The sequence below is a fragment of the Desulfobotulus sapovorans DSM 2055 genome, assembly GCF_059569355.1.
In genome coordinates, this window is record NZ_JCANVJ010000057.1 from 1 (window position 1) to 4272 (window position 4272).

Genomic DNA, 4272 nt, shown 5'->3' on the forward strand with positions numbered 1-4272 from the left:
ATGTCCCGGTGCAGCAACCCCCTTTCGTGGATATATTTCAGGCCCTCCAGCAGGGGAATGAAGATGGATTCCAGCGTTTCCTGGTCAGGCTTCGGGTTCTCCTTCATCCAGTCATGGAGGGTTTTTCCCTCAATCCAGGGCATGACAAAATAGGCGGTATCATTGGACTCGAAAAGGTCACTCACCTTCACGATATTGGGATGACTCAGGCCATGGAGAAGCCTTGCTTCCTTGAAAAAACTGTCCAGCCCCCAGGTGAAGACCTCTTTCTCCGACTGACTGCGGACGGTGATGCGCTGGGTTCCCCGATCCCGAACCCCGGATTCCGGAAAATACTCCTTGATCACATGCTGGCTGTCAAAATGGCTGTGCCGCACTCGGTAGGTGATGCCAAAGGCTCCGGAACCCAGGATGGACTCAATGACATAGACATGGAGTTTTGCCCCCACGGGCAAGGCATCGTGGCGCTCTTCGGTTTCCATTATCTTCCTCTCTTTACAAGGAAACAGCCCCCTTCGTCTTCCAGCAGGCCAAGGCCCGTTTTTCTGGCAGAGACAGTTCCCCAAAGATGATCCCCTTGCCATTTCATGGGAGCTGCGTAAGCTTCCCGCAGGGCATCATCACGGGTAAAGGCCACATATTTTTCACGGACGGTGGCAAGCTGAGGGGGAGGGGATGCAATATCGAATGTGGAATTCACATAAGATAAAGCTTCCAAGACCTGCCTCCTTTAAATTCAAAAAAACAAAAGATTAAGATCCTGCGAGGCGGAACCCAAGGCCGTTGCTGTAAAGGTCAGCCCCGCTCCTGCTGCGATCGGCCGAACGGCAGTTCCTGGCGAGGCCGTTCCAACCGCCGCCCCGAAAAACACGGTAATCACCGTATCCCGCATATATGGGATCGGTTCCGGGCAAAGTCTCATATTCTTCTTTATACACATCCTGAACCCACTCCCACACATTCCCATGCATGTCATACAGCCCCCAGGCATTGGGTTTGAAAAAAGCCACCTCTACTAGACGTTGCCGGTAACTTTCTTTAGGGCAAGTGGATAAGGGATAGTTGCCGTCATAGTTGGCATCACTCGTGGAAAGGCAACTTCCAAAGGCAAAGGGCGTATCCGTCCCCGCACGGGCCGCATATTCCCACTCCGCCTCCGTGGGCAGACGCACGGTGAGGCTCTTATCCATGGTGTTCAGCTTTTTGATGAATTCCTGCACCTCATTCCAGGAAACCCTCTCCACAGGGCAGTCCTTACCACAGCTTGTAAAGCTGGGAGGGTTCTTTTCCATCACCCTTTCCCACTGCGCCTGGGTCACTTCCGTGCTCATCATGTAAAAATCTTTAGAAATCTTTACACGGTGACGTTTTTCATCATCATCCCGTCCATCCTCATTCTCTGGAGACCCCATCCAGAACTCTCCTGCCGGGATACGCAAAAAGGTCATACCCATAGAATTGGTTATTTTTTCTCTAATCGGAGGAAGATCCACAAGCCGCACAGTCAGAGTCCGGTCTTCCCCGGAATCCAGCTTCACCCACTCCTTCCTGGTCTCATATCCCGGAGCCGACACCTCCACATGGTAACGGCCCGCCTTCAGGGCCATCCCCTGGCTGAATACCGGGACAATATTCAGTATCCGGATTTTTGCGGATACTGGCTCCACATCCACACGCAGGCTCCCAATCGAAGCTTTCAGTTCCTCTGCCCTGCGCTTTTCCTCTGCCTTGCGTCTTTTCTCCGCCTCACGCTTTTTGGCTTCCCCATGCAAAGACGCAACCCGGCTGATGGCCTCCTCCCGGTACATACAGGCCACACAGCCCTCAAGATAGCCCTCATACTCTTTGATGGTATTTTTTTCAGATGCAAGACGCCATTCCTCTGCATCCGCTGTTTCACGGCTTCTCTTCTCAAGATATTCCTGATACCCCACATAAGCCAGCCCAGCTCCCAAACCCAAACCGATGAAAATCAGCAAAAAAGGAAGAATGGAAAAAGCAAGGGTTCTCACGGAAAAAGGAGGCTCTGCCCTTGGCAATGCCATAGCAGAATGGTTTTTCTCTTTAACAGAAATCCGATCCTCCCTTTTCGCTTCATCCCTTTTTTCTTTCCTCTCCCCCCTCCCTTCCTCCATCCCCCAAAGCGCCTTCTGCATGGAAGAGGCATCCGGATGACGCTCTTCTGCACGCAGGGCAAGGCCCTTATCAATGCCCGACAGAAAGGCTGAGGTATAATCACTTTCATAGGCACTGCCCCCAAGGGGAGAAAGGCTATCCTCCAGCATCCGGTCTGTGGCCACATCGGGAAGATCGCCGGTGATGCACTGGTACAGACAGACGGAAAGGCTGTAGAGATCCAGGCTGGCCGTAAAATTTCCCTTGCTGCCGTACTGCTCGATGGGAGCAAAGTGGGGGGTGAGCACCTGGGTCAGCACCCGGCTTTTCATGCCAATGGCATCACGGGCCGCGCCAAAATCGATCAGAATCGGCATTCCCTTAGAGGTCAGAAGGATGTTTTCCGGCTTGATGTCCCGGTGCAGCAGCCCCCTTTCGTGGATATACTTCAGGCCCTCCAGCAGGGGGATGAAGATGGATTCCAGTTCTTTCTGGGATGGCCTGGGATTCACCTGCATCCAGGAGTGAAGGGTATTTCCCTCAATCCAGGGCATGACAAAATAGGCGGTATCATTGGACTCGAAAAAGTCACTCACCTTCACAATGTTGGGATGGCTGAGGTTATGGAGAAGTTTTGCTTCTTTGAAAAAACTGTCCAGCCCCCAGGTGAAAATCTCCTTCTCCGACTGACTGCGGACGGTGATACGCTGGGTTCCCCGATCCCGAACCCCGGACTCCGGGAAATACTCCTTGATCACATGCAGGCTGTCAAAATGGCTGTGTCGCACTCGGTAGGTGATGCCAAAGGCTCCGGAACCAAGGATGGACTCAATGACATAGACATGGAGTTTTTCACCCACAGACAGGGCATCATGACGCACTTCAGTTTCCATTATCTTCCTTCCTCCAAAAGGGGCAGCCCTCCTACTTCCCTGGCGCTGTCTGAAAAAAATCGGGCTTCTGGCGACATCCCGGCCCTCACCGTCCTCATTCCATCCACTGCCCCAAAAGGCCTTCATTTCCAAACTATTTGTGAAAATCACCTATGATACCGGCTCTGCTTTACAATGATACCGAACCATTCCTTCCAAGATCCTGAGAATCCAGGGCATATTTTTTAACTAAAACCCATTAACAATGAATGCATCCCGAAGCTTAGGCTTATAAAAAACAATAAAAAAAGAAAAAGAGAAAAAACCAAAGTTTTTACAGAAGGTTGTTCTATGTTAAATGCATGAATTTTTTTCCAACAACCCAGCCAATAAAAGATATAAAGTACAATGGCGAATATAACTATCGTCCCTCCAAGCAACAAAACACTATTCAAAACAACGCTGTCTATTCCTGCATTCTTCGTATTATTCAGCAAAATTCTAGTCAGTGCCCCCCCGGTAGCACCGGCAAGTATAAAAAAGAACCTTGTCATCTCTGCCTGCCTAAGCTTCGGAAAGATGGATGCACCCAAGAATAGAAAAACGATAACGGTAAAAATAGGAACAAAAGACAATAAATCTGCACTCGAAAGAGAAGGATCGGATAAAAATTTTACAAAAAAGATAAAAATCCCTGTAGTTATTGCAACATGAATTTGTGATATCAAACACCAAAACCCAATAAGAGCAAGAAGCAATAAGTCTGAACCAGATAAAACATTAAAGGACGAAAGTAGTTCAATACAGACAAATAACCCTGCTGTTACTGCACCATGGATTCTTGATGTCAAATACAAAAATCTAAATGCATTTTTAAAATAAGAAAGCTTTGGTTTTGGCTGAAAAATTGCTTCTTTTTTAAACTTATATTCAGAAATATTGATGCACTCGCAAAAAAGCCAAAATGGCATAAGTGTTTAAAATAGATATATTTTTTGATTTTTCATATTGATCCAAGATACTGTTTTTGGTATGTATATGCTGTAATTTAAACATATTGTAAGGATTTTACATGATCCACATCAAAGACCACAAACAGTACGACATGTTCAGTCCGTTTGAACATCTTGGCTCAAAGAGGCTGGCTCTTCTGAAATCATCATGGGCGCATCTGTTTCGTGAAGAAATCCTCCACAGACTTCCGGTTGAGAAGCTGTTTCCTCTCTTTGACGACGGGAAGGGTCGGCCAACCAAGGAACTCTATGCCATGCTCGGACTTGTTTTG

General features: G+C 48.4%; 5 protein-coding genes. 1 reads left to right on the forward strand and 4 read right to left on the reverse strand.

Annotated elements, in window-relative coordinates; all coding sequences use genetic code 11:
* The 4 genes from BR04_RS17445 to BR04_RS17460 form a co-directional block, all read right to left on the reverse strand.
* Positions 1–482, reverse strand: a 482-nt coding sequence (locus BR04_RS17445) for a serine/threonine protein kinase (protein ID WP_496357305.1), incomplete at its 3' end; no start/stop codon positions are given.
* Positions 482–718, reverse strand: a complete 237-nt coding sequence (locus BR04_RS17450; protein ID WP_496357306.1) for a hypothetical protein — start codon at positions 716–718, stop codon at positions 482–484. The genes BR04_RS17445 and BR04_RS17450, both read right to left, overlap by 1 nt.
* Positions 719–752: 34 nt before the next feature.
* A complete protein-coding gene (locus tag BR04_RS17455; protein WP_496357307.1) occupies positions 753–3008 on the reverse strand; it encodes an SUMF1/EgtB/PvdO family nonheme iron enzyme in 2256 nt (751 codons plus the stop codon).
* Between the two features lie 224 nt (positions 3009–3232).
* Positions 3233–3958 carry a hypothetical protein gene (locus BR04_RS17460; RefSeq protein ID WP_496357308.1) on the reverse strand — a complete coding sequence of 242 codons (726 nt, stop codon included), beginning with the start codon at positions 3956–3958 and terminating at the stop codon, positions 3233–3235.
* Positions 3959–4059: 101 nt separating this feature from the next.
* Here BR04_RS17460 and BR04_RS17465 point away from each other — a divergent pair.
* On the forward strand, positions 4060–4272 hold a 213-nt coding region (locus BR04_RS17465), incomplete at its 3' end, for a hypothetical protein (RefSeq protein ID WP_496356526.1).